The following is a 20,131-nucleotide window of genomic DNA, read 5'->3' as shown; positions in this document are numbered from 1 at the left end:
CATGCCCAATTATCAGAACGTCATCCTCTCACTGATCCAGCCGCTCCAATCGATCCTTTGCATCCCGAATTCCGCCGGCACGAGCCTTCGCATAGAGCTCGCGCGCCTTGATCGCATCGCCGCGCGTACCGTATGTTCCCCATGTGGAAAGAATGGCGGAATCATATGTCTCTGCGAGCGTGAAGCTTGCCCGTGCACTACCCGTCTCGGCAGCACGCTCGAGCACGATCCGCGCTGCCCCAATATTTCCCTGACCAAGCAGCGTGCGGGCGCGCGCGATTAACCTCGTCGCCTCCGGACTCCCTTGCGCTTCCTCGGCCGGCGGCTGCGCCGTCGCGGCTACCTCGATCACGTGCGCTGCGGTGGAAATGCTGCTGTTGGCCGTCGGTTCAGGGTCAGCACGCACAGCAATCGTGTGCCGCGAGGACTCGATTTCTCGTGCCATTACCTCGGTTCGGTCGCGCTCTTGCTGCAGAGATTGTCGCAGGTCGGTCAGGGAGCGTTCCGCCGCTTGCTTGAGCTGCTCCATCTCCTCGCTGGCGTTGCGCAGTTGCGCTGTTAGCATCTCGTTTTCGCGCTTCGCTGTGGCAAGTTCGCCCGTCAGCGCGGCGCTGCGCGCGCGTTCCCCATCGAGCGTTTGACGATGCTTCGCCGCGCTCACGGTCAGCTCCTGCTGCGCAGCCGCGGCCTCCTGCGCGACGGCAGCCGACTTCTGCCGTTCCTGTTCGAGCGATTGTGCCCCCTGCCTGATTTCCTCGCTCGCCTTGCGCAATTGCGCCGCCTGCGCCTCTATCTCGCGCTGCGCCACCGCAAGTTCGCTCCACTGTGCGACCTGCCGTGCGCGTTCCTCGTCGAGCGCTTGACGATGTTTCGCCGTACTCGCGGTCAGCTCCTGCCGCGCAGCCGCGGCCTCCTGCGCGAGGGCGGCGGTCTTCTGCCGTTCCTGTTCGAGCGAGCTGTCCGTCGCTGCCGCCTGCCTGAGTTGCCCGATTTCCTCATTCGCCTTGCGCAGTTGCGCCGCCTGCGCCTTTATCTCGCGCTGCGCCGCCGCAAGTTCGCTCCACTGTGCGGCCTGCCGTGCGCGTTCCTCGTCGAGCACTTGACGATGTTTCGCCGTGCTTATGATGAGTTCTTGTCGCGCAGCTGCGGCCTCCCGTCCGAGGGCAACCGTTTTCTGCCGCTCCTGTCCGAGCGATTCTGCGGTGTCTGCGGCAGCTTGCTTGAGCTGCCGTACTTCCCCGTTCGCCTTGCTCAACTGCGCCGCTTGCGTCTCGTTTTCGCGCTGGGCTGTAGTGAGTTTGCTCTTCAGCTCGGCACTGCGCTTGCGTTCCTCGTCGAGCGCTTCCCGGTGCTGCGCCGCGCCTGTGGTCAGCTCTTGTCGCGCCGCTGCGACCTCCTGCGCCAGGGCTGCAGCCTTCTGCCGTTCCTGTGCGAGCGATTGTGCGCTGTCCGCGGTTGCCGCCTGCCTGGATTGCCGCACCTCCTCGTTCGCCTTGCTCAATTGCGCCGCTTGCGTCTCGTTTTCGCGCCGCGCCGTGGCAAGTTCGCTCTTCAGCGCGGCACTGCGTGCGCGTTCCTCATCGAGAGCTTGACGGCTTTCCGCCGCGCTCGTGGTCGGCACTTGTCGCTCAGTCGCGGCCTCCTGCGCCAGGGCAGCCGTTTTCTGCCGCTCTTGTTCGAACGATTGTGCGCGGTTCGCAGCCGCAGTCTGCAGCTTCGTATCTAGCCCCTCGATAGCCCGTCGGGTACCGGGCGCCTCTACGGTCTGCTCGGCCTGCACAGCCTTCGTACCCGCTTCCGCTTGACCGGGCTCGGCTTGCTGCCGAAGCGCCAATGACTTGGGTTTCTGCAAGTCCTCACCGTGCAACGAGGTGTCTTGCCCGAAGCCGAAGTAGAGACGTATGACCACCGCCGCGATGAGCGTGATCCAGCAAGCCGTGATTAGCCGCCGCGCGCGCGGCGAAGACGGCCAGAACCGGGAGGAGGTGTGCGCTTCATCGTGCTCTTGTGGGAGATATTTGTCGCCCGGCATTGGACGCCAATGCGTCGGCGTGATCTTGCTTGGCTCACCATTTTCAGTGACCCACTGACCCGCGTGAGCCGACCACTGAGCAATGTCATAGGTCCCAGTAGGATCATGCTCCAGGATTACGGCTTTCCCATCTCTTGGTGCGGTCTCGATGGTGTGGCGCATTGCAATGAACGCCTCTTCTAACGGTATAATCTTCTGGCGTACTATCTGAGGTATTATCGGGTCAGCGTCTCAATCCGGGTCAACTTCTGAATTTCGCTAATGAACCCAAGCGTATTCGAGCGTGGAAAGGAGATTCAATACTCCTTCCGAGATACTGCCGAAGAGCGCTCATACTGCTTTCGATATTGCCAAAGGGTCCTCAAGGCCGCTGAGGCTTGTGCTTCTCCCGTAGTTCTACGGCGTGGAAAGCTATCCGTCGTTCAAGCAGCGCCGATTGGCAGGGGGCCGATGATGGATTGCGTTCGCCTCGTCTTCGAGCTACGCGGACACCTCGTTGCATGCACTCCTTGCAATGACAGCGCTTGTGTAGTTGCCGCTGCTCGCGCAAGATGTCGCCGATGTCCCTCAAACTCTACGAACTCGTCGGTACCGATCCATCCCGTCCGTTCAGCCCATTCTGCTGGCGAACGCGGATGGCGCTGGCGCATAAGGGGCTGTCGGCGGAGACGATTCCCTGGTGCTTTTCCGAGAAAAGCGCGATCGCGCCGCATGGCTCGGAGAAGGTGCCGGTGCTGCTCGACGGCGACAGCGCGGTCGTCGATTCCTGGACCATCGCCAACTATCTCGAAGACAAGTATCCGGACCGTCCGTCGCTGTTCGGCGGCGAAGGCGGCCGCGCCATGGGACGGATGCTGAACTGGTGGGGCGATGGCGTGATCGGCGGCATGTTTCCGCTCATCATCGCCGACATCCCGCTCAACCTGAAGCCGGAGGACGCCGCCTATTTCCGCGCGTCGCGCGAGGCGCGCTTTGGCAAAAAGCTGGAAGACATCATGGCCGGCCGCGACAAGGCGGTCGAAGGTTTTCGCAAAAGCCTCGATCCGCTGCGGCTGACATTGCGGACGCAGCCCTTCCTCGGCGGCACGGCAGCGAACTATGCGGACTATATCGTGTTCGGCGCGTTCCAGTGGGCGCGCGTGGTCAGCCCGTTCAAGCTGCTGATGGAAGAAGATCCGGTTTATGCCTGGCGCGAGCGGCTGTTCGACACGTTCGATGGGCTGGCGCGGAATTCGCCGAGCTATCACGGCTAGCACCGGCGGCTGACGCTTCATTCACGCGGAGCGAGCATGCCATTATCACGGCTGCGGGCCGGACAAGTTCATTTCGCGCTCGGCCCGAAAAACGTTGCTGTGCAGGTTTGCTATCCATTGCCGTCCACTCGACGTGACATTGAGATAGCGTATTGCCGTCTGGATCTGCGGCGCGACGTTGTTCCAATAGAACTGCGGATATTTGTAAACAACGTCTGCCGGCGTCTCGTAGCCGAGCGTTTTGTTCATGCCGACTTCTTCAAATTCGTAGAACAGGGCATTCGCTTTCTTCAGATAGTTGGGGTCGCCGAGCTGCCCGATGAGGTCGGCCGCGCGCAGCAACAGGCCCTCTTCTTCGATCAGCTCGTCGTTTGACGATGAATCAACATAGGGAAATCGGGTATATTCGATTGCCCTGGCGATCCGGCTCGCATCGACTTCTTCGGCAGTGTCGAGCCGCTCGAAGACGAACAGCTTCGAGCGGTCCACATGGTAGGCTGCCAGCGCAGCATCGGATGAACCTCGCGCCAGGCGAACAGTGCGGCCGCTGAGATCTGCGACATAGGAATCTCCGTCATCTCCCTGGACAATTCCACGAACGAATCCGATGTCGTGGCTGAGGCACGCCAGGATGAAATTGGCGTAATCGTCTGCCGTCGTTGGCCGTAGCATCGCCCGACCCATGAGGATATCGTGCCCGGCAAGGGTCACGAGCATTGTGTGCTCGATGTTGTGATACAGGGCATCGCTGTTGCCGATGCATTCCAATGTGAGCCTGGCTGCATAGGGGAGAAATTCAGCCAGCCGGGCATGGGAGGAGCCAAACCGGCTCTTTGTATCCGAGGCCAGAAACGACCCCAAAGCTTGCGCCACCAGTTCCGGGATTGTGATCATCTGAGCACCGCGTCATTTGTGCGACGTTGGCGCCGGCATGATAGCACATCGGCGTTTCTTCCGGTGGCCAATGTCTACTCGCGCCACCAGAAAGCGTGGCCCAACGTCTCCGTCCGCGGGTGCACTCAAAGCGTCCGCCGATCGGTCGTGAGCCGGGCATTCTCTGACGCCCTCTCATCCGGGTACCTGGCCAGGAGGCTTTGCTTCGCTTGGGAATTCCCGAGGCAAATTACCAGACAACGATTGCCGGAGCGTCCACGCAATCGCCGAGGCTGTAAATTAGTTCTATCCGATAACGATGTTAGCCGTGACGTAAAATGAAGGCGTAAGCTGATCCCCTTGGTGGCTGTTGGGGAGACGCGTCATGACCGACCTTGAAGCCAAATTGGAGCGGTTCGAGACTCTCGCTGCCGAATGCGATTTGATCGGCAAGTTGACGTCGGATGGGGCGAAGCGCGAGCTATACCTGCGCCTCGGCTTGCATTACCGCGAACTGGCCGACGACATCCGGGCGGTGATCGCAACCAAGACGCCGCTTAGCCGACCGGACAGGAGCGGCAGCACTATCCTGGCCTAGCGCTAATCTTACCGTGTCATAAGCCCTCAATGGTGACGAGCGCCAACGGGTCCGCGCGTAGCGCGGCCCGATGACAGGCTCCGCGCGTCTCCGGACGATGCGCCGCATCGCGGGCGGCAGTGAACCTTTTGGAAACCACCGCGTCACATACTGTAGGTTGCTTTTGCTGATTGATCCCCCGCCCTTCCCTTCACAATGGACTGGGCCGCAGAGCCGGATCGAACCCAGACGGGGTGGACGAATGACCGAGGAATCTCATCGTCAGCGCGTACTGGATTTCCTCAACATCCTGTATTCCGGCGACGTCGAAGGCGCGCTGGCGCGCTGCACCGACGACATCGAATCGCTCGCCAACGCCCCGATCGACATCCTGCCGCATATGGGCCACCGTCGCGGCAAGGCCGAAATGCGCGAGATGTGGAACGCCGTCCGCGCCCGCTATTCCGAACTGCGCTGCGAGGTGCCGATCCTGGTCGTCGAGGGCGACAAGGCGGCCGCGTTCATCCGCGTGTTCTTCCGCAAGAGCATCAATCAGCGCATGGTGCAGTTCGACATCGCCGGCTTCTACACGCTACGCGACGGCAAGATCAGCCAGATCAGGGAAATCATCGACACCTTCGATCTGGTCCAGCAACTGCTCGAACGCGACGTCGCCGCGATCCTGACCGGTAGAAGGCCGGAGCCGATTTAGCGTTTGCCCAACGGCGTCATTCCGGGATAGTCCGTTAGGACCAGACCTCAGATGCGCAATTGCGCATCGGGGAATCTCGAGATTCTCAGGTGCGCAATTGCGCACCGTAGTTCGCACTTCGTGCGCCCCGGAATGACAGCACCACCTATTCCCTCCCCGCCATGAACCTGATCGCGCCGGCCGCGACACACTGCGAGGCTGTTTGCGGACCAGAAGATCATATGAAGATCGCGTTGCTGGCTTTGCTTGGTTTGGCGTTGGGGGCGTTGGGAGGCGCGGCACTGGGCATCGGGGTGGGTCTCGCCTGGGTGGAAATCTTCAAAACCACGAGTTTTGAAGGCTATAGCAGCGTGCTGGTGTTCTTCACCTTCATGCCGATGGGGGCCGCGATCGGCGGTATCGGCTGTGCCCTGCTGTTCGGCATCATCGCCATTCGCGACGCCGAGATCGCCATCGAGCGCGAACCGGTGCGCCGCCACGACCGATAATGCGGCCAGAACAGTCGCATTTGTGCATTGCAAAAACGACAATTGTGTTCTGGCGAAACTGCTCTATTTCTGGCTGCAACAGTGAAGTTCGGCATTTCGGCCCGGTGTCGATGAAGACGCCCGATTGGGCGCGATTGCCGTTTTGAAATCCAGTTTTTAGGACCAAATCAAAATGACAGAGCATAGTCTCTGGCGTTTTTCGCGCGCGTTGTATCGTGCGATCAATGAACGCCAGCCCGCCGATCTCGAAGCCCTGCTCGACGAGGAGGTCGACTGGGCGATCTATGGACCGATCGATATGTATCCCTTCTTCGGCCAGCGCCGCGGCAAGGCGGCCGTGATGGAGGTGGTCCGGCAGGTCGCGGACAATTTCCGCGTCCACCGCTTCGACCGCGAATCGATCATGCTGGGAGTGGATACGGCCGCCTCGATGATGCGCTATTCGCTGACCGCGCTGGATTCGGACAAGCCGATCAGCCTGCGCATCGCCCATTTCGCCCAGTTCAGGGCCGGCCGCCTGACCAATCTGCGCGTGCTGGTCGACACCTTCGATCTGGTCGAACAGACCATCGGCTACCCGATTCACCTGCCGCGGATGGCGGTGTAACTCACAGGTGCCGTCATTGCGAGGAGCGCAAGCGACGAAGCAATCCATGCTTCGCCGTGCGCAGAGAGATGGATTGCTTCGCGGAGCCTGTCATCGGGCGCGCATTCGCGCGACCCGTTGGCTCGCAATGACAAGAACCCGGTCATAATTTCGCACTAAAACAAACGCATTCTTGGCGCGACTGGGAATGCGGGCGGGGCAATGATTCCGAAAATGCGATTTGGCTGGGCGCGGCTGCCAATGCTGGTGGCCGGCGTAAGTTTGGCATCGATATTGGCTGTGGCGGCGCAAACGCCGCCGACCGACGAGCCGGAGATGCAAGAGGCTGAAGAAGCCGAGGCGGCTCCCAGCGTCAACGATGCCGACATCATGAAGGACATCGACGTCGAAAAGCTCGACTGGAGCCAACTCAACGTCGATGCATCGACCCTGAGCTTTCAGGCGCCGAAGGGAGGCAATTCGTCGAAAGGCGCTGCCAGCGCGGATGCCTCATGGTCCGCCAATGAAAGACCGAACGGCACCTCCGCGGTATCGGTCAAGCAATCCATCTCGCCGTTCTGGGATGCGCGGATCGGCGCCGACATGACGGTCGCGCGGCAAGGCACGGTGACGACGTCCGAACTGCTTTCGGAAAAACTTGCCAATGGCGGCAGCCTGCCGCAATCGTCCGGTACCGCGTGGGCTGCGATTACGGCCCCAGGCGTTGGCTCGATTTGGGACACGACCGCGGTCGAGGCCCGGGTCGATCCCGGATCCGAGCAGAGCAAGCTCGGCACATCCTTGAGCAAATCGCTGCCAATCAGCGAGCAGTATTCGCTGACCCTGAAGAACGACTACAACCTGATCCAGCAGGGTATCGTGCCGGTGCCCGGCATCGTCGGCCATCCGGCCAGCAGCTACGAGACCGACCAGTCGGCAAAGCTCAGCATTGCCGACACCGGCACCAGCTTGATCGCCGGCCAGACGCTATCGACATCCGACGACAAGTGGCTGCGCAAGGTCGGCGCCGAGCAGAAGCTGTTCGACGGCGTCACCATCTCCGGCTCGATCGGCGAAACTCCCTCGGGTGCCGCCAACAAGAGCCTCAGCGCCGGCTTCAGGCGTAGCTGGTGAGGGCCGAAATCGTCCCAATTTGACGCGTTTTCCGATCTCGAGGGTACCGCCCCAGAGAATGAACCACCATTGCCGCAGATTGGCCAAGATGCGGACAAAATCGGCAGGACAGATGGGGCCGCTCCACTTCGTCGTGCGGGGGACTGTCCGCGCTCGCCTGAAAGCGAAACAGAGGAATAGCCGATGAACGCCACCATTCGTTCCGAACAAGTTGATTCCAACCCGGAAGTCGACAACGATCTCGCCGCCGTGTCCGAAGTCGAGGCCGGCATCCGCGATTTCGTTCGCAACGATATCGCCTATCTGCGTCGGCCCGCGGTGGCCCCGGACGCCATGCCGATCGACGCCAATGCCGAAGCGACCGTCAACAACGTCAATTCGCTGATCCAGCGCGTCGCCGGCACGTCGCTGGCGGAAATCGAGAAGCTGATTTCCGAACTCGAAAGCCTCCGCGACTTGCTTCATGCCGAAGGCCAGCGCGTCCAGCGCGAGATCTCGGGCTATGCGCAGCTCAGCCAGGCGGCGATGAAGTCGACGCGCATGATTGCCGACAACGTCACGCAGTGGAAGCGCGCTGCCGACGGCCTGCGCAACGCCTAATCTGATCGTTGCAAAAATCTAACACTCCGCCGCGTTCCGTAACTGAGCGCGGCGGTTTTGTTTGGCTGTGTTCGATCTGAACTTTATAAGCACGGTCGCGTCCAACGACGGATGTCGTCACTTGGCGGCAGGCACCTTTTTGGGGACACACACCGGCGATGCAAAACGTTCAGCCAGACAACATGAATTCAATGCCGTTGCGGCAATCGTCGCATAGCATGGGCACGCTCGTGATCCGCTTCGTCGGACTGCTGACGCTTGCGGTCGTGGCAATGACGTTGATCTGGAGCCGCTGAATCTTTTTTGAGATTCGGCGTCTATGCTTGCCCGATCCGCAACTACTGGCGGACGAACGCGGTGTCCTCGATCGTGTAAACGCCGTCGGCATAGGATTTCACCACCATCGTGGCGGTGAGCATCACCGCCATCGTGACGGTTGCGAAGACAAAGCCGACGAATTTCAGGCCGCTGCGATCTGCCATTTTCATCCCCTCGGTACTTCCCCTGAGACGCATTTGGCAGGCAGAAAGTTCAAAATGCGTTAGCAAAAAAACGGTTTCGTGGAGTCTTGGATTACGAAGCACTAACGAAACAATTGGCTAACCATGTTTCGCCGGACAGAGTTGGCGGGCTACAATTAACCCGCATTCCGTCGCGGCACGAACGCGGTGGCGAGGAACGAGAACACGACTTCGTCGCGCTGGTTGGTGCCGGTATTGCGGGCCTGCAGGATGCCCCATTCGGGACGCTTCTCCGAGGTCCGCTTGGTTTCGACCTGGTTGGAAAAGCTGACGGTATCGCCCGCCAACACTGGCCTGACCCAGCGCAATTCACGAAAACCCGGCGACGGCCCCCACACCGCGACCTTCTCACCGCGTGCGGCGGCCTCGGCCGTCAATCGCTTGCCGTCGGCGACCAAGAGCTTCATGCACACCGCCGCAACGTGCCAGCCCGATGCGGCCAGCCCCCCGAACAGGGATTTGCGCCCCTCTTCCTCATCGAGGTGAAAGCGCTGCGGATCGAACTGCGCGGCAAACCGCTTGATGTCGTCGGCCGTGAAGGTAAACGATCCAAACTCGCGCTGCGCGCCGATCTCGATGTCCTCGAAGAAACGCATCGCTACTCCGCTCCTGCTTCAAGGCGGCGGCGCACAATCATCGGGGACTCCATCTCGCACAGTACGACCCCGGCCGCGTTGCGGATCGTACTCTTGAGGGTCACGATGCCGGTCTCGGGCCGGCTTTTCGAAATCCTGGCCTCCGCGACGCTGACATCCAGCGTCAGGTCATCGCCCGGGCGCAGCGGCGACAGCCAGCGCATTTCGTTGACACCGGGCGAGCCGAGCGAGGCGGTGCGGCCGATAAACCCGTCGAACAGCATCCGCATCACGAGCGAGCCGAGATGCCAGCCCGAACCGGACAGCCCCTTCAGCATCGACGCGTTGGCAGCAGCTTCGTCCAGATGCATCGGTTGCGGGTCGAATTCGGCGGCGAACGCCAAAATCTCCTCGCGCGTGACGTGGCGCGGTCCGAACGTGCCGAAATGGCCGGGCGTGAAGTCTTCGAAGGTCAGCGTTGTCATCAGTTGACGATTTGGATTGAGGATTGCGGCGGGGAAGCCCGATTGTGGCCGTTATTTGCAGCAATCTCAACCCGCCCACCCGCATGGCTCGTTCGCCACGGGCGAGTACCGCTGCCGGCGCTCGCCCTGACTTGCCCGAAGCAGTTTTCGGAGCTAGCCCTGTGCCGTCTGGGACTAGGTTTCTTGACCCGCCGGAGAACCATCGATGTTCGATTTTCAGGATCTATTTCAGTGGGACCGCTTCATAACGCCCACGATTATCAAGACTTTCTACTGGCTGGTCATCGGCTTGATCGTGCTGTTCGGCCTATCCGGAATTTTTTCGGCGCTTGCCGCGATGGCGGTCAGCCCGTTCGGCGGATTCATCCTGCTGTTGTCCTCGATCGCCGGCGTCGTGGTCGGCGTGGTGTTTTCGCGCATCGCCGCGGAATTCATCCTGATCGTCTTCCGCATCAACGAGCATCTCGGCGCGATCCGAGATCAGGGCGGGATGCGGTAAGTTCGTGTCCCGGACGCGGTGCAGCGTTCTTCACGCTGCTCCGCAGAGCCGGGACCCACGCCGGATAGGCCCCGGCTCTGCAGCGCACCGCTCACGCGCTGCGCCGCGTCCGGGGCACGCACACCGACTTCTCACGTATTAAACCTGAAATGCATCACGTCGCCGTCGGCGACGACATATTCCTTGCCTTCCAGCCTGAGCTTGCCGGCGTCGCGGGCGCCGGCTTCGCCGTTCAGCGCGACGTAATCGGCATAGGCGATGGTCTCGGCCCGGATAAAGCCCTTTTCGAAATCGGTATGGATCACGCCGGCCGCCGCCGGCGCCTTGGTGCCGCGGTGGATGGTCCAGGCGCGGGCTTCCTTCGGGCCGACGGTGAAATAGGTGATGAGGTCGAGCAACTGGTAGCCGGCGCGGATCAGGCGGTCGAGGCCGGCCTCCTCCAGGCCGAGCGTCTCGAGAAAGTCGGCGCGCTCCTCGCGTGACAGGGTCGCAATCTCGGATTCGATCTTGGCCGAGATCACCACCGCGACCGCGCCTTCCTTCTTGGCGTGCTCGAACACCTGTTTTGAGAAGCTGTTGCCGTCCTTGGCCGAACCTTCCTCGACGTTGCAGACATAGAGCACCGGCTTGGAGGTCAAGAGGCCAAGCATGCCGAAGGCGCGCTCTTCCTCCGGCTTGCATTCCAGAAACCGCGCCGGCTTGCCCTCACGCAGCAGCACCAGGGCGCGGTTAACGAGGTCGAGCGCTTCCTTGGCGTCCTTGTCGTTGCCCTTGGCCTTTTTCGCCAGATTGTCGACCCGCTTCTCCAGGCTGTCGAGGTCGGCGAGCATCAGTTCGGTCTCGATGGTCTCGATGTCGGCCAATGGCGCGATCTTGCCTTCGACATGGGTGATGTCGGAATCCTCGAAACACCGCACCACATGCGCGACCGCGTCGACCTCGCGGATGGTGGCGAGGAACTGGTTGCCGAGGCCTTCGCCCTTCGAAGCGCCGCGGACGAGCCCTGCGATATCGACGAAGGTCAGTCGCGTCGGGATGATCTGGGCCGAGCCTGCGATCGCCGACAGCTTGTCGAGCCTGGGGTCAGGCACGGCGACTTCGCCGACATTCGGCTCGATGGTGCAGAACGGATAATTCGCCGCCTGCGCCGCGGCCGTCTCGGTCAGCGCGTTGAACAGCGTCGACTTGCCGACATTGGGCAGGCCAACGATACCGCATTTGAATCCCATAACTTGTCCTGAAGTTCGTTGCTGACGGTCGACAACGCGTCACGCCGCGCCATCATCACCCTTGTCGAAAATTCCCTTGGCCTGCAGCGCCAGATGCACCTTGTTCTGGAACGAGGAGTCGTGCCCTGCCGCCAGCAAGCCCGCATTCTCGGCCACCGCCGCGCACAGTGCTTCCACCCAGGCGCGGTCGCTCTTGGCGAAATCCGAGAGCACGTGGCCGTGCACCAGCTCCTTGATGCCGGGATGGCCGATCCCGAGCCGCACCCGGCGATAGTCGTTGCCGATATGCGAGGTGATCGAGCGCAGCCCGTTGTGGCCGGCGATACCACCGCCGACCTTGACGCGGACTTTCGCCGGCGGCAGTTCGAGCTCGTCCTGAAACACGGTGATGTCGGAGGCGCCGAGCTTGAAAAAGTTCGCGGCTTCCTGAACCGCGCGCCCGGACTCGTTCATGTAGGTGGCCGGCCGAAGCAGAACGACCTTCTCGCGATCGAGCGTGCCTTCGGATGTCTCGCCCTGAAAACGGCGGCGCCACGGTGCGAAACCGTGACGCCGCGCAATTTCATCGACGGCCATGAACCCGATGTTGTGCCGGTTGTTCGCGTATTTCGAACCGGGGTTACCTAGGCCAACAAACAGGCGCATGACGCGGCATCCTGCCGCTGCTTACTTCTTCTTGTCGCCACCAGCCGGCGCCTTCGCGCCAGCCGCCGGAGCGGCAGCTCCCGCCGCAGGCGCGGCAGCAGCAGCCGGAGCGGCACCCGCCGCCGGAGCGGCCGTGCCTGCCGCCGCGGCAGCCGCCGCAGCCTTCTGTTCTTCGGCGTAGCCGGACGGCGGCACGATGGTCACGAGCGTTGCGTCCTCACGCGACAGCGACTTCACGCCCGTCGGCAGCTTGATGTCGGACAGATGCAGCGAGTAGCTGATTTCCAGTGCGCCGGCATCGGCCTCGATGTACTGCGGAATGTTGTCGACCGAGCATTCGAGCTCGATGGTGTGGGTGACGACGTTGATGGTGCCGCCGCGCTTGACGCCGGGCGAAGTTTCGCCGTTCACGACATGCAGGGGCACGCTGACGCGGATGGTCGCGCCTTCGCCGAGCCGCAGGAAGTCGACATGGAGCGGGAAGTCCTTCACCGGATCGAGGTGGAAGTCGCGCGGAATCACACGGTGCTTCTTGCCCTCGAGATCGATGTCGAACAGCGTGGTCAGGAAACGGCCGGCCAGGATGCGCTGGCGCAGTTCCTTGTCGTCGACCGAGATGGTCACGGGGGGCTGGTTGTTGCCGTAGATCACTCCGGGCACTCTCCCGGCGCGACGCTCTGCCCGGGCGGCCCCCTTGCCGCTCTGCGGACGCGCGGTCGCCTTCAATTCCTTGACGGTCGCCATCGTGTTAAGTCCTTGTTTTCTAAAAAGTTAAAGGCCGCATCGCGGCCCGTTGGCGTCCCACAGCAAGCCTCCAGGGGTGCGGGGGCTGCGGACGTGGCGGGCTTTTAGCCCCAAAGGGGCGAAATGACAAGGAAATGAAGGGATTTTTCTTGTTCTTCACCCTCCCCCTCCAGGGGAGGGTGGGCAAATCCCCTACCCGTCCGCCAGGACGCCGGCGTCCGGCGTGGCCGGCGCAATGCCGAGCTTGGCTTCCAGAACAGCAATCCGGCTCTTTAGCGCCTCATTCTCCTCGCGCGCCAGGCGGGCCATGTCCTTGACCACATCGAACTCCTCGCGCTTGACGACATCAAGATCGCGCAGGATGCGTTCGGCCTGGTTGCGCATGACGGTATCGACCTCGCGCTTGACGCCCTGGGCGGCGCCGGCGGCGTCATTCATCAAACGGCCGATCTCGTCGAAAAACCGATTGCTGGTCTGGGTCATCTAAAACGCTCCGGTCGCTGCAAATTGATCGTCACGACAAGACAATGGCAATCCCAAGCGAAACGTTCAAGAGCGCGGTTCAACGCCAACGTGACGGCCGTTCGCCTTGTCATGCTGCAGTTTCCTTGCAATCGTATCGAACAGCCAGCCAGACACCAGAATCGTAACGCAAAAAGCAGCGCCCATGATCGACCAGCAGATCGATATTGCGACCAAGGACGGCAAGACCACGACCTTCATCACCCACCCTGAGCGCGGCGGCCCCTTCCCGGTCATCATCTTCTACATGGACGCACCGGCGATCCGCGAGGAACTGCGCGACATGGCGCGGCGGCTCGGCACGTCGGGCTATTACGTGATGCTGCCCAACCTCTATTACCGCTCCGGCGTCATGGAGCTGGGACCGATCCCGCCGGATCCGGAAGCGCCCGAGCGCAAGCGGATGTCCGGCTTCATGAACTCCATCAATATTCCCATGGTGATGGAGGACACCAAGGCGCTGCTCGCTTATGCAGAGACGCAACCTGCCGCAAACATGAAGGTCGTCGGCACCGTCGGCTACTGCATGAGCGGCCGCTACGCGGTCAACGCGGCAACCCATTTTCCGGATCGCGTGAAGGCGGCGGCTTCGATCTATGGCACGCATCTCGCGACCGACCAGCCCGACAGCCCGCATCTGGCTGCATCGAGGACCAAGGCAGAACTCTATTTCGCCTGCGCTGAGACCGACATCTTCGCGCCGCAGGAGATCATCGACAAGGTGAAGCAGGCAATGGAAGGCACGAAGAACGAGGTCGAGATCTATCCCGGCACCCATCACGGCTTCGCCTTCCCGAAGCGTCCGGTCTATCATCGCGACGCTGCCGAGCGGCACTGGGAGCGTCTGCTGGCGCTCTATCGCCGCAACCTCGCGCACTAGACCTCCCGCCCAATGCCCCTTCTCACCATAGCCTTTCCGGAAATCCATCCGGTCGCCATCTCGATCGGACCGTTCGCGATCCGATGGTATGCGCTGGCCTATATCTGCGGCATCGTGCTCGGATGGATCTATGCGCGCGCGCTGATCAGGAAAGAGAAATTATGGGGCGGGCCGGCGCCGATCGCACCCGTGCAGCTCGACGACTTCATTCTCTGGGTCACGATTGGCATCATCGTCGGCGGCCGCACCGGCTATGTGCTGTTTTACAACCCGGCCTTCTTCATCCAGAACCCCATCGCCATTTTCAAACTGTGGGAAGGCGGCATGTCCTTCCATGGCGGCTTTCTCGGCTGCGTCGCCGCGGTGATGCTGTTTGCGCTCAAGAACAAGATCTCCATCCTGTCGCTCGGCGACATCACGACCGCCGTCGCTCCGATCGGAATATTCCTCGGGCGGCTTGCCAATTTCATCAAAGGGGAGTTGTGGGGGCGTGAGGCGGATGCCAGCGTGCCCTGGAGAATGATCTTTCCCGATGACCCGCTTCAACTTTTCCGCCATCCAAGCCAGCTCTACGAAGCGGCGCTTGAGGGTTTCCTGCTGTTCGTTGTCCTGGCGGCCATGGTCCGGATGGGCGCGCTGAAGCGGCCGGGCCTGATCCTCGGCAGCTTCATCGCGATCTACGGCCTTGCGCGGATTGCCAGCGAATTCTTCCGCGAGCCCGATCCTCAGCTCGGATTTTTGTGGGGCGGGCTGACCATGGGTATGCTGTTGTCGGTACCGATGATCATTGCCGGAGCCATCCTGATCATGATGGCATGGCGCCGCGAGACGCCGCAGCATATAGAGAAGTCGATTTAAGGCAGGCCGTGACCGAATATTCGCCGTTACAGTCGGAGATCCACAAGCTGATCAGATCGTCAGGCCCGATGCCGGTCTGGCGGTACATGGAGCTGTGCCTGATGCATCCCGAGCACGGCTACTACGTGTCGCGCGATCCATTGGGCCGCGAGGGCGATTTCACCACCGCGCCCGAGGTCAGTCAGATGTTCGGCGAGCTGCTCGGGCTATGGACGGCCTCGGTGTGGAAGGCGATCGGTTCGCCGCCGATGCTGCGGCTGGTCGAGCTCGGCCCCGGCCGCGGCACCATGATGGCGGACGCGCTCCGCGCGGTCCGGGTGCTGCCGCCGCTCTATCAATCGATCCAGATCCATCTCGTCGAGGTCAATCCGGTGCTGCGCGAGAAGCAGCAGGCGACGCTATCCGGCGCGCGCAACATCACCTGGCATGACAGTATCGACGACGTGCCCGAGGGCCCCGCGGTCATTCTCGCCAACGAATATTTCGACGTGCTGCCGATCCATCAGGTGGTCAAGCGCGAAACCGGCTGGCACGAGCGCGTCGTCGAGCTCGATGCCAATGGTAAGCTGGTATTCGCGGCCGCGGATGACCCGATGCCGCGCTTCGAGGTGCTGCTGCCGCCGCTGGTGCGCGCGGCCCCGATCGGCGCCGTGTTCGAATGGCGGCCGGATACCGAGATGATGAAGATCGCATCGCGGGTGCGCGACCAGGACGGCGCGGCTCTGATCATCGATTACGGACATCTGCGCAGCGACGCCGGCGATACCTTCCAGGCTATCGCCCGGCACAGTTTTGCCGATCCCCTGAAAAATCCCGGACAGGCCGACGTCACCGCCCATGTCGATTTCCAGGCGCTGGCGCGCGCGGCGGAAGACGTCGGGGCGCGCGTTCATGGTCCGGTGACGCAGGGCGAATTCCTCAAGCGGCTCGGCATCGAGACCCGCGCCGTCACGCTGATGGGAAAAACCACGGCGGAGGTTTCCGCCGATATTTCCGCCGCGCTCAAGCGCCTGACCGACAGCGGCCGCGGCGGCATGGGATCGATGTTCAAGGTGCTTGCGGTTACCGAACCAAATCTCACCTCGGTTGCAGGCCTCAGCGATGAACCGCAAGCACCGGGAGACGAAAAAGCATGACGTTCGGATCGTCGCTGCTGTCAGCCATTCCCGGGCTGCGCCATGCGTTCTTCACCCGCGAGGGTGGGGTATCCAGTGGAATTTACGAAGGACTCAATGGCGGGCTCGGCTCCAACGACGATCCGGCCAATGTCGCGGAAAACCGCCGCCGGATGGCCGAGCAGATGGGGGTTACGCCCGAGCGCTTGCTCAGCGTGCACCAGATCCATTCGCCCGACGCTGTGGTCGCGACCGGACCATGGCCGGGCGACAAGCCGCGCGCCGACGCGCTCGTCACCCGCACGGAAGGCATCGCCATCGGTGTCACCACGGCGGATTGCGGTCCGATCCTTTTCGCTGACCCCGCCGCGCGCGTGATCGGTGCCGCGCATGCCGGTTGGAAAGGCGCGCTGACGGGTGTTCTGGAATCCACCATCGACGCAATGGAAAAACTCGGCGCCGACCGCTCCGGCATCGTTGCCGCCATCGGCCCGCTGATCCGCCAGCACTCCTATGAAGTCGGCAGTGAACTCGTCGAGCGCTTCATGGATGCCGATGCGGAGAATGGCGTGTTCTTCATCCCGTCAGTGCGTGCGGGTCATTCGATGTTTGATCTTCCCGGATTCATCCGCATGCGGCTGGAGAATGCCGGCATCCTGATGATCGACGACCTCGGCGTCGACACCTATTCCGACGAGCGCTTCTACAGCTACCGCCGCTCGGTGCACCGGAAGGAGCCGGACTACGGCCGCCACGTACACGCGATCGCGCTGGCGAGCGAGTAATTCTTATTTCACCCGCAGCACCACCTTGCCCCGCGCCCGGCCGGCTTCCAGGTAGGTGAGCGCCGCCGGCAATTGCTCGAAGGCAAATTCGCGATCGATCACCGACTTGATCGCGCCGCTGTCGACCAGGTGGGCGATCTCGCGCAACTGATCGCCACTCGGCTCGGTGAAAAACCAGCAATAGCTCGCACCGGCCTCGGCGCTTGCGGCATAGACCTTGCGGCTCATCAACCAGACCGCCGCGCGGACCAGCCAGCCCGCGCCCTCGCGGCGGGCGAAATCGCGATCGGGCGGTCCACTCAGGGAAATCACAGCGCCGCCCCGCTCCACCACCTTGAAGGCATCGACCGTGAATGCGCCGCCGAGCGTGTCGTAGACAATGTCGTAGTCCCCGCCCGCTTCGAGATAGTTCTCGCGGTCGTAGGCGATGACCCGGTCGGCACCGAGCGATTTGACGAAATCGGCGTTTTTTGAACTCGTGGTCGTGGTAACCTCGAGGCCGAGATGCTTGGCGTACTGGATCGCGAACGTGCCGATCCCGCCGGCGCCGGCGTGGATCAGAATGCGCTGGCCGGCGCGTGCCTTGACGCGCGCAAATCCCTGCAGGGTCGTCAGCCCCACCAGCGGCAGCGCCGCAGCTTCCGCATGCGAGATGGCTGCCGGTTTCAACGCCACGAATTGCTCCTGCAGCGCGATCTTCTCGGCAAACGTGCCGATCGTTTCGCGCGAGGCGCGCGCATAGACCGCATCACCCGGCTTGAAGCGGGTGGCACGCGCGCCTGCCGACAGCACGATGCCGCTGGCATCGAAGCCGAAGGGGCGCGGCAGTCGATATTTCGAGACGCGCTTTAAGTCGCCATGCACGATCTTGAAGTCGATCGGGTTGAGGCTGGCGGCATGGATTTCGATCAGGACGTCTTCGGCGCCCGGGGCCGGATCGGCGATTCCGGCAAGGTGGACATGGTCGGCGATCGCGCCATAGCCGTCGAGGACAAAGGTTCGCATGGATGATCCTGCGGCGTTGAAGAATTCTGGCAACAAGAAGGAGAGACGGGACGAGCCGGACGCAATCTTTTTGGCGAGCTTATCCACGCGCTGCCCTAGACCTTAACACATTTTAACGATATCGCAGGGAGCAATGAGGAACATCTTGATTGCTTCGTGCCTGCAAACCCCGCGCGCCTTGATCGCAGCAGTGCTGCTTGTCGTTTCTTGCGCGCTCGGTGGCTGTGCCGGCGGCGGCGCCGCCAGCGGCTCGTATGCGATGGCACCGAGCGGGGGCGGCGGTCCCACCGTGGCGTTCGAATCAATCGACGGTCCGCCGCCGCAGGTATTCGACCGGATGGTCAGCGTGCTCGACAGCGAATCGAAGCTGCGAAACCTGTCGATCGTCTCGCGCGAAGGCGGAGCATCCTACCGCGTGCGCAGCTATCTGTCGGCGCAGGTGGTTCGCGGCAAGACCGTGATCGCCTGGGTCTGGGACGTCTATGACAACGGCCAGCAGCGCGCGCTGCGCCTTTCCGGCGAAGAGCCCGCCGGCAAGGCTGGCCGCGACGCCTGGGCGGCAGCCGACGACCTCGTGTTGCGGAAAATCGCGCAGGTCGGCCTCAGCGGTCTGTCCGGCATGGTCAACGGAAGCCCGGATGCAGCGCCTGCGCCGGCCCCGGAGCGCCGCGGTCCCGCGGTCGCGAGTGCGGAAGAAACAGTACCCGCCCAGGATGCGGCCGGGGTCACGGCGCTCGGTTTCAGCGCCCAATAAACAGCCCTGTTAAAGTCCCGTATCGGCCGATTTTTGACCGGGAAAACGACATCAACGGGTTGCCAGCCGAGCCACCCGCCTGATATCTCCTCGCTCACAAAACGCGCCGGTTCCCGAGGACTTCTCGATATGCTGAACGTCGTATCCAGCAAGGCGCGAGGAGAAGCGTTGATGGCGGCCAAGAACGGCTCGATCAAGCTGGTCGCTGGCAATTCCAACCCCGCGCTGGCCCAGGAAATCGCGAACTGGCTGCATCTGCCGCTGACCAAGGCGGTGGTCCGGCGCTTCGCCGACATGGAAATCTTCGTCGAAATCCAGGAAAACGTCCGCGGTTCGGACGTCTACATCATTCAGTCGACGTCGTTTCCGGCCAACGACCATCTAATGGAACTCTTGATCATTACCGATGCGCTGCGCCGGGCCTCCGCCCGCCGCATCACCGCGGTGGTTCCCTATTTCGGCTACGCGCGGCAGGATCGCAAGGTGGGCTCGCGCTCGCCGATTTCGGCCAAACTCGTCGCCAACCTGATCACCCATGCCGGCGTCGACCGCGTGATGACACTCGACCTGCACGCCGGCCAGATCCAGGGCTTCTTCGACATCCCGACCGACAATCTCTACGCCTCGCCGGTGATGGTGCGCGACATCAAGGAGCGCTTCGACCTCGGCAATGTGATGGTGGTGTCGCCCGATGTAGGCGGTGTGGTGCGCGCGCGCGGGCTGGCCAAGCGCATCAATACGCCGCTTGCCATCATCGACAAGCGCCGCGAGCGCGCCGGCGAATCCGAGGTTATGAACGTGATCGGCGACTGCGCCGGTTACACCTGCATCCTGATCGACGACATCGTCGATTCCGGCGGCACGCTGGTGAACGCGGCCGACGCCCTGATCGCCAACGGCGCCAAGGAAGTCTACGCCTATATCAGCCACGGCGTGCTCTCTGGCGGCGCTGCCGCGCGCATCGCCTCCTCAAAGCTGAAAGAGCTCGTGATCACCGACTCGATATTGCCGACGGAAGCGGTCAACAAGGCTGCCAACATCCGCACGCTGTCGATCGCGCCCCTGATCGCGGAGGCGATCAGCCGCACCGCGTCGGAAGAATCGGTGTCGAGCCTGTTCGACTAGGCGACTTGTAGGGTGGGCAAAGCCAACGGGTCGCGCGAATGCGCGCCCGATGACAGGCTCCGCGTGCCCACCATTTGACGACGCCGCAATAGATGGTGGGCACGGCGCAAGCGCGCCTTTGCCCACCCTACAAC

General features: G+C 62.3%; 24 protein-coding genes. 14 read left to right on the top strand and 10 right to left on the bottom strand.

All coding sequences use genetic code 11. The features are described 5' to 3' along the window. Positions 1–28 precede the first annotated feature (28 nt). Entirely contained in the window at positions 29–2,194 is a 2,166-nt protein-coding gene (locus V1277_RS20715; RefSeq protein ID WP_334417875.1) for a hypothetical protein, read from the bottom strand. A 398-nt stretch (positions 2,195–2,592) separates the two neighbouring features. On the opposite strand from V1277_RS20715, the gene V1277_RS20710 reads away from it, so the two are divergent. After that, positions 2,593–3,285, top strand: coding sequence for a glutathione S-transferase family protein (locus tag V1277_RS20710; RefSeq protein WP_334417874.1), 693 nt, complete (start codon positions 2,593–2,595; stop codon positions 3,283–3,285). Positions 3,286–3,330: 45 nt separating this feature from the next. On the opposite strand, the gene V1277_RS20705 is transcribed toward V1277_RS20710, so the two are convergent. Continuing rightward, positions 3,331–4,179, bottom strand: coding sequence for a metal-dependent phosphohydrolase (locus tag V1277_RS20705; protein WP_334370154.1), 849 nt, complete (start codon positions 4,177–4,179; stop codon positions 3,331–3,333). A 364-nt stretch (positions 4,180–4,543) separates the two neighbouring features. Between V1277_RS20705 and V1277_RS20700 the strand changes: the two genes are divergently transcribed. The 6 genes from V1277_RS20700 (at position 4,544) to V1277_RS20675 (ending at position 8,255) form a co-directional block, all read left to right on the top strand. Then, positions 4,544–4,756 (top strand): hypothetical protein, encoded by a 213-nt coding sequence (locus V1277_RS20700; RefSeq protein ID WP_334370155.1) that lies wholly within the window; start codon positions 4,544–4,546, stop codon positions 4,754–4,756. Between the two features lie 241 nt (positions 4,757–4,997). Next, positions 4,998–5,447 (top strand): nuclear transport factor 2 family protein, encoded by a 450-nt coding sequence (locus V1277_RS20695; RefSeq protein ID WP_057842225.1) that lies wholly within the window; start codon positions 4,998–5,000, stop codon positions 5,445–5,447. Positions 5,448–5,668: 221 nt separating this feature from the next. Beyond that, the gene (locus tag V1277_RS20690; RefSeq protein ID WP_334417873.1) at positions 5,669–5,935 is read left to right on the top strand and encodes a hypothetical protein; all 267 of its coding nucleotides are present in this window, start codon (positions 5,669–5,671) and stop codon (positions 5,933–5,935) included. Between the two features lie 172 nt (positions 5,936–6,107). Next, the gene (locus V1277_RS20685; protein WP_334417872.1) at positions 6,108–6,542 is read left to right on the top strand and encodes a nuclear transport factor 2 family protein; all 435 of its coding nucleotides are present in this window, start codon (positions 6,108–6,110) and stop codon (positions 6,540–6,542) included. Between the two features lie 213 nt (positions 6,543–6,755). Next, a complete protein-coding gene (locus V1277_RS20680; RefSeq protein ID WP_442894505.1) occupies positions 6,756–7,655 on the top strand; it encodes a hypothetical protein in 900 nt (299 codons plus the stop codon). A 183-nt stretch (positions 7,656–7,838) separates the two neighbouring features. After that, entirely contained in the window at positions 7,839–8,255 is a 417-nt protein-coding gene (locus tag V1277_RS20675; protein WP_334370159.1) for a hypothetical protein, read from the top strand. A gap of 338 nt (positions 8,256–8,593) precedes the next feature. Here V1277_RS20675 and V1277_RS20670 read toward each other — a convergent pair whose 3' ends face one another. The 3 genes from V1277_RS20670 to V1277_RS20660 all read right to left on the bottom strand — a co-directional run bounded on the left by V1277_RS20670 (position 8,594) and on the right by V1277_RS20660 (position 9,836). Further along, on the bottom strand, positions 8,594–8,737 hold the full coding sequence (locus V1277_RS20670) for a hypothetical protein (RefSeq protein WP_197427265.1): 144 nt from the start codon (positions 8,735–8,737) through the stop codon (positions 8,594–8,596). 155 nt (positions 8,738–8,892) lie between these two features. Then, positions 8,893–9,372, bottom strand: coding sequence for a MaoC family dehydratase (locus tag V1277_RS20665; protein ID WP_334417871.1), 480 nt, complete (start codon positions 9,370–9,372; stop codon positions 8,893–8,895). A 2-nt stretch (positions 9,373–9,374) separates the two neighbouring features. Next, a complete protein-coding gene (locus V1277_RS20660) occupies positions 9,375–9,836 on the bottom strand; it encodes a MaoC family dehydratase (protein WP_334417870.1) in 462 nt (153 codons plus the stop codon). Between the two features lie 205 nt (positions 9,837–10,041). On the opposite strand from V1277_RS20660, the gene V1277_RS20655 reads away from it, so the two are divergent. Continuing rightward, positions 10,042–10,335 (top strand): DUF4282 domain-containing protein, encoded by a 294-nt coding sequence (locus tag V1277_RS20655; protein WP_028350758.1) that lies wholly within the window; start codon positions 10,042–10,044, stop codon positions 10,333–10,335. Positions 10,336–10,466: 131 nt separating this feature from the next. Here V1277_RS20655 and ychF read toward each other — a convergent pair whose 3' ends face one another. From ychF to V1277_RS20635, 4 genes are all read right to left on the bottom strand, one after another. After that, positions 10,467–11,564, bottom strand: coding sequence for a redox-regulated ATPase YchF (gene ychF, locus V1277_RS20650; protein ID WP_334417869.1), 1,098 nt, complete (start codon positions 11,562–11,564; stop codon positions 10,467–10,469). Positions 11,565–11,603: 39 nt separating this feature from the next. Next, the gene (gene pth, locus V1277_RS20645) at positions 11,604–12,209 is read right to left on the bottom strand and encodes an aminoacyl-tRNA hydrolase (protein ID WP_334417868.1); all 606 of its coding nucleotides are present in this window, start codon (positions 12,207–12,209) and stop codon (positions 11,604–11,606) included. Between the two features lie 21 nt (positions 12,210–12,230). Next, positions 12,231–12,953 (bottom strand): 50S ribosomal protein L25/general stress protein Ctc, encoded by a 723-nt coding sequence (locus V1277_RS20640; RefSeq protein WP_334366795.1) that lies wholly within the window; start codon positions 12,951–12,953, stop codon positions 12,231–12,233. A gap of 192 nt (positions 12,954–13,145) precedes the next feature. Further along, entirely contained in the window at positions 13,146–13,436 is a 291-nt protein-coding gene (locus V1277_RS20635) for an accessory factor UbiK family protein (protein WP_334370165.1), read from the bottom strand. Between the two features lie 184 nt (positions 13,437–13,620). Here V1277_RS20635 and V1277_RS20630 point away from each other — a divergent pair, with 184 nt between their 5' ends. The 4 genes from V1277_RS20630 to pgeF are packed head-to-tail and all read left to right on the top strand — an operon-like array spanning position 13,621 to position 17,113. Further along, positions 13,621–14,355, top strand: coding sequence for a dienelactone hydrolase family protein (locus tag V1277_RS20630; protein ID WP_334417867.1), 735 nt, complete (start codon positions 13,621–13,623; stop codon positions 14,353–14,355). A 12-nt stretch (positions 14,356–14,367) separates the two neighbouring features. Beyond that, complete coding sequence (lgt, locus tag V1277_RS20625) at positions 14,368–15,213, top strand: prolipoprotein diacylglyceryl transferase (protein WP_334417866.1); 846 nt, start codon at positions 14,368–14,370, stop codon at positions 15,211–15,213. 8 nt (positions 15,214–15,221) lie between these two features. Beyond that, complete coding sequence (locus V1277_RS20620) at positions 15,222–16,349, top strand: class I SAM-dependent methyltransferase (protein WP_334370168.1); 1,128 nt, start codon at positions 15,222–15,224, stop codon at positions 16,347–16,349. Continuing rightward, positions 16,346–17,113, top strand: a complete 768-nt coding sequence (pgeF, locus tag V1277_RS20615; RefSeq protein ID WP_334417865.1) for a peptidoglycan editing factor PgeF — start codon at positions 16,346–16,348, stop codon at positions 17,111–17,113. The genes V1277_RS20620 and pgeF overlap by 4 nt, the downstream gene beginning before the upstream one ends. Positions 17,114–17,116: 3 nt before the next feature. Here the strand turns inward: pgeF and V1277_RS20610 are convergent, their stop codons facing one another. Continuing rightward, positions 17,117–18,118: an NADP-dependent oxidoreductase gene (locus tag V1277_RS20610; RefSeq protein WP_334417864.1), complete on the bottom strand. Its 1,002-nt coding sequence runs from the start codon at positions 18,116–18,118 to the stop codon at positions 17,117–17,119. 133 nt (positions 18,119–18,251) lie between these two features. Here V1277_RS20610 and V1277_RS20605 point away from each other — a divergent pair, with 133 nt between their 5' ends. Together V1277_RS20605 and V1277_RS20600 are read left to right on the top strand one after the other, a co-directional pair. Continuing rightward, the gene (locus tag V1277_RS20605; RefSeq protein ID WP_334417863.1) at positions 18,252–18,872 is read left to right on the top strand and encodes a hypothetical protein; all 621 of its coding nucleotides are present in this window, start codon (positions 18,252–18,254) and stop codon (positions 18,870–18,872) included. Positions 18,873–19,043: 171 nt separating this feature from the next. Beyond that, positions 19,044–19,997, top strand: a complete 954-nt coding sequence (locus tag V1277_RS20600) for a ribose-phosphate pyrophosphokinase (protein ID WP_213248136.1) — start codon at positions 19,044–19,046, stop codon at positions 19,995–19,997. The last annotated feature ends 134 nt before the right edge of the window (positions 19,998–20,131 follow it).

Source organism: Bradyrhizobium sp. AZCC 1588 (assembly GCF_036924735.1).
In the GTDB taxonomy this organism is placed as follows: domain Bacteria; phylum Pseudomonadota; class Alphaproteobacteria; order Rhizobiales; family Xanthobacteraceae; genus Bradyrhizobium.
This window is presented reverse-complemented; position numbering and strand designations above follow the sequence as displayed.

Coding starts and splice junctions, on each gene's coding strand:
- V1277_RS20715 (WP_334417875.1), bottom strand. CDS start 2,194: ATGCGCCACACCATCGAGACCGCACCAAGAGATGGGAAAGCCGTAATC.
- V1277_RS20710 (WP_334417874.1), top strand. CDS start 2,593: ATGTCCCTCAAACTCTACGAACTCGTCGGTACCGATCCATCCCGTCCG.
- V1277_RS20705 (WP_334370154.1), bottom strand. CDS start 4,179: ATGATCACAATCCCGGAACTGGTGGCGCAAGCTTTGGGGTCGTTTCTG.
- V1277_RS20700 (WP_334370155.1), top strand. CDS start 4,544: ATGACCGACCTTGAAGCCAAATTGGAGCGGTTCGAGACTCTCGCTGCC.
- V1277_RS20695 (WP_057842225.1), top strand. CDS start 4,998: ATGACCGAGGAATCTCATCGTCAGCGCGTACTGGATTTCCTCAACATC.
- V1277_RS20690 (WP_334417873.1), top strand. CDS start 5,669: ATGAAGATCGCGTTGCTGGCTTTGCTTGGTTTGGCGTTGGGGGCGTTG.
- V1277_RS20685 (WP_334417872.1), top strand. CDS start 6,108: ATGACAGAGCATAGTCTCTGGCGTTTTTCGCGCGCGTTGTATCGTGCG.
- V1277_RS20680 (WP_442894505.1), top strand. CDS start 6,756: ATGCGATTTGGCTGGGCGCGGCTGCCAATGCTGGTGGCCGGCGTAAGT.
- V1277_RS20675 (WP_334370159.1), top strand. CDS start 7,839: ATGAACGCCACCATTCGTTCCGAACAAGTTGATTCCAACCCGGAAGTC.
- V1277_RS20670 (WP_197427265.1), bottom strand. CDS start 8,737: ATGGCAGATCGCAGCGGCCTGAAATTCGTCGGCTTTGTCTTCGCAACC.
- V1277_RS20665 (WP_334417871.1), bottom strand. CDS start 9,372: ATGCGTTTCTTCGAGGACATCGAGATCGGCGCGCAGCGCGAGTTTGGA.
- V1277_RS20660 (WP_334417870.1), bottom strand. CDS start 9,836: ATGACAACGCTGACCTTCGAAGACTTCACGCCCGGCCATTTCGGCACG.
- V1277_RS20655 (WP_028350758.1), top strand. CDS start 10,042: ATGTTCGATTTTCAGGATCTATTTCAGTGGGACCGCTTCATAACGCCC.
- ychF (WP_334417869.1), bottom strand. CDS start 11,564: ATGGGATTCAAATGCGGTATCGTTGGCCTGCCCAATGTCGGCAAGTCG.
- pth (WP_334417868.1), bottom strand. CDS start 12,209: ATGCGCCTGTTTGTTGGCCTAGGTAACCCCGGTTCGAAATACGCGAAC.
- V1277_RS20640 (WP_334366795.1), bottom strand. CDS start 12,953: ATGGCGACCGTCAAGGAATTGAAGGCGACCGCGCGTCCGCAGAGCGGC.
- V1277_RS20635 (WP_334370165.1), bottom strand. CDS start 13,436: ATGACCCAGACCAGCAATCGGTTTTTCGACGAGATCGGCCGTTTGATG.
- V1277_RS20630 (WP_334417867.1), top strand. CDS start 13,621: ATGATCGACCAGCAGATCGATATTGCGACCAAGGACGGCAAGACCACG.
- lgt (WP_334417866.1), top strand. CDS start 14,368: ATGCCCCTTCTCACCATAGCCTTTCCGGAAATCCATCCGGTCGCCATC.
- pgeF (WP_334417865.1), top strand. CDS start 16,346: ATGACGTTCGGATCGTCGCTGCTGTCAGCCATTCCCGGGCTGCGCCAT.
- V1277_RS20610 (WP_334417864.1), bottom strand. CDS start 18,118: ATGCGAACCTTTGTCCTCGACGGCTATGGCGCGATCGCCGACCATGTC.
- V1277_RS20605 (WP_334417863.1), top strand. CDS start 18,252: ATGAGGAACATCTTGATTGCTTCGTGCCTGCAAACCCCGCGCGCCTTG.
- V1277_RS20600 (WP_213248136.1), top strand. CDS start 19,044: ATGGCGGCCAAGAACGGCTCGATCAAGCTGGTCGCTGGCAATTCCAAC.